The 2,709-nt window shown below is 38.3% G+C and carries 2 protein-coding genes; one reads left to right on the forward strand and one right to left on the reverse strand.

The genetic code is table 11. The annotated features are described in order from the left end of the window. The first annotated feature begins 405 nt into the window (after positions 1-405). Positions 406-1,851 (forward strand): LPD38 domain-containing protein, encoded by a 1,446-nt coding sequence (locus I3255_RS13620; RefSeq protein WP_238039287.1) that lies wholly within the window; start codon positions 406-408, stop codon positions 1,849-1,851. A gap of 317 nt (positions 1,852-2,168) precedes the next feature. Here the strand turns inward: I3255_RS13620 and I3255_RS13625 are convergent. Next, positions 2,169-2,709: transaldolase family protein (locus I3255_RS13625; protein ID WP_238039288.1), on the reverse strand; the 541-nt coding region annotated here is incomplete at its 5' end.

The following is a 2,709-nucleotide window of genomic DNA, read 5'->3' on the forward strand; positions in this document are numbered from 1 at the left end:
TGCTTCTTCAATCTCTTTACGCGCTTTGTGCATATGGCCCGGAAACCACTGGATACTCTGACTACTCATTTGATTTATATACTCTTTATTTTTGTTAGTAACCCAATGGGGTACATCAGGGGGTACTAAAAACTTTTGTAAAAAATAGCAGTGGACATTATTTTCTATCCACACTGGTAATGCTGCTATCGCTTACATACAAATACTTATCACTGAGTTTACCATAACTGATAGAGGATGCTTGCCCGTTAATGTATTTAGCCATTATAGAACTGTAAGTATGGTCAGTAACTGTTCAGTAGCTTATTGCTCAGGCGCTATTACTTAGTTGCAGCTAAGAACCTATCCCAAAAGGGTTTTATTCCAAACAATGAGGCCACAAGCAAAAGTTACTTTGAGGACTTTATGTCTGATGGTGCTAAAACTGGTTGGTTTGATATGAAGGATGTCGACGGCCAGGCAAAAGAACTTGATCGCATGGTAGCCATGGCATCAGGTACCACAAAGAGTAGAGCTTACAAGCTATTAAGTTCTACCACAGGATTTATCGAAAATCTAAACGGTGCTGTTGAAAATGCAGTCCGACTCTCTGCTTATGTTAATGCCAGAAAATCTGGAATTAGTCGTAAAAAGGCGGCAAGTCTTGCTAAGAACATGACGGTCAATTTCAATAGAAGAGGTGAAGTGGGAACGACTCTTAATGCGATGTATATGTTTGCTAATGCCTCAGTACAAGGCTCAGTAAACTTTATGCGCACTATGTATGGGCTTAATGGTGATGGGAAGCTCAAATGGAAGAACTTAAACCAGGCTCAAAAGATTGCAATGGGGGTTGTTGCAGGATCTTTTGCGTTGTCCTTTGCTAATCGTAACTCAGCTGGGAATGATGAGGATGGCCAGAACTGGTTTGATAAAGTGCCCAATTACGTAAAAGAACATAACTTTATCATCATGAAGTCGTTACTAGGAGGCGAACAAGACGGAAGCTATTGGAGTATACCTATGCCTTATGGATACAATATTTTCGCTTTGCTAGGTTCCGGTGTTGAATCTGCAGTTAATAGTGATTACTTAACTAAAGCTCAAGTAACAGGAAATATTGTACTTGCGACATTAAGTTCTTTCTCTCCAATTGGCTTGAGTGAATCAAATACAGTTACCGGCACTATATTGAAAAATGTGGCACCGACAATAACCAAACCATTTTTAGATGTTGGTCTTAATGAAAACTTTTATGGAGGCCAAGTCTATAAAGAAAATATGCCGTTTGGCACACCTCTGCCTGAGAGTAGCTTGAGTAAGATGGGTACAAGCGAACACTATAAGTACATCGCAAAATGGTTGAATCAGGTGACTGGAAGTAATGAGTTTCGTTCTGGAGGTATTGATGTTAGTCCCGATATTTTGCAATACATGGTTGGTTATCTTGGTGGGGCAGCTCTACGCTTTGCCGATGTAAAAGTTCCAGGACTTATAGATAGATTAGAAGGTGAAGAGGTAGAGCCGAGTCAGGTTGCATTCTTATCCCGACTCTCTGGTCGTGTTATGCCATATGAAGACCAGCAGAAATTCTATCAAAGACGTGATGAATTGATGCAGATTGCTGATGAAGCTAATAGTTTATCTGGCGCTAAACGACAGGCTTTTATGGGGCAGTATAAGCAACAGTTAAAATTAATGTCGTTACTCAAATCAACAGATAAGCAGCTTAAGAATTTACGGAAAAAAAGAGATATTATCTACGCTCTAAACATCCACCAAAAAGACAAAGAACTTCGGATAAAGAATGTTGAAAGAGAAATGAAGTCAATTATTGATAAATTTAATTTCAAATATCCCTCTAGTCTGTAACTATATGATAATTGTAAATATTTCAATTCTGCTAAGGGAGAGTAAGACCGACCGGAATTATTTTTATGAAACTAAAAAATTTAATTAATTCAATGGATTAACATACAGCGCAATATCAATTATGCTGTATGTTAATATCAATTATTACTACAAATTTCACATTTAAATTCTAAATGTTTTTTATTATCTTCATTTGTTTTTCTTTGGCGTTTTAGCCGAATATAATAAAAATTGATGTATAAGCATTTTTTTTATTTCATCATTAATGCTTTGGCTAATAAGTCGTGTTTTACTCATGTTACATTTCATACGTTACCTTAGCTTTCAAATGAAAGTTTATCGCCAAATACCCCTTTCCAGTCTACGTCGAATTGTTCAACGGCAGGTTTTACTGCTGGATGAGCGAACATTTGTGCTGCCACATCGGTTGGTAATGTAATAGCTTCGATACCGATCTTCATTACTTCCATCGCTTGTTGTGTATTTTTGAAGCTGGCTGCCAAAATCTTTGATGGTAATTGGTTTTGATCTAACAGTAATTGAAGGTCTGCGACTACTTCAACACCGTTACCGTTCATGGTATCGATGCGATTTACATAAGGCGCTAGATAATCTGCGCCACACAGTGCCGCAAGAAATCCTTGTTGAGCCGAGTATATAGCAGTAGCAAGAACCGTAATTCCTTCTTTTTTCATTAATTTAATTGCTGATAAGCCAGTTTCTGTTGCGGGTACTTTTACCACCATATCGTAAGGTAATTCATTCAGTTGGCGCGCTTCTGCTACCATGCCCTCGACAGTGGAACTCACGACTTGTGCGTGAAAGCGAGGTGTACCGCCAAGTATTTCTTGCATGCCT

It is taken from the genome of Psychrobacter sp. Ps6 (assembly GCF_022129235.1).
Lineage (GTDB): Bacteria > Pseudomonadota > Gammaproteobacteria > Pseudomonadales > Moraxellaceae > Psychrobacter.

Excerpts from the sequence above, each read along its gene's own strand:
- I3255_RS13620 (WP_238039287.1), top strand. The coding sequence starts at position 406 with ATGTCTGATGGTGCTAAAACTGGTTGGTTTGATATGAAGGATGTCGAC.